The organism is Streptomyces hesseae (assembly GCF_031845785.1).
GTDB classification, from domain to species: domain Bacteria; phylum Actinomycetota; class Actinomycetes; order Streptomycetales; family Streptomycetaceae; genus Streptomyces; species Streptomyces hesseae.
In genome coordinates, this window is the sequence record NZ_JAVRFI010000083.1 from 1 (window position 1) to 413 (window position 413).

The 413-nt window shown below is 69.2% G+C and carries 1 pseudogene; it reads right to left on the reverse strand.

What is annotated here, in order from left to right:
* Window positions 1-79 precede the first annotated feature (79 nt).
* Window positions 80-413, reverse strand: a pseudogene (proY, locus tag RM609_RS34305) (proline-specific permease ProY); the annotation flags it as partial.

The window sequence follows — 413 nt, forward strand, 5'->3', positions numbered from 1 at the left end:
GTCATGGGCCCGTGGTGTCGGGCCCGCCCTCGGGGTCGGTGCTCGGCGCGAGCGGGTGGGGTGCTCGGCGGAGCCTGGGTCAGCGCTTGGCGAAGGCGGTGTTCTCCGGGTCGCGCGACCTGAGCATCAGGTAGGAGACGCCGAGGAGGAGTGCCCAGAGCGGGGCGCAGTAGAGCGAGATCCTGGCCTCCTCGTCGATCGCCATCATCACGATGACCAGGCCGATGAAGCCGAGCGCGAACCAGCTGGTGTACGGGGCGCCCGGGGCCTTGAACGAGGAGTGCGGGAGCATGCCCGCGTCCGCGAGGCGGCGGTAGCGGATCTGGCTGATCAGGATCATGATCCAGGCCCACATGCCGGAGATCGTCGCGAAGGAGACGACGTAGTGGAACGCCTCGCCCGGCCACTGGTAG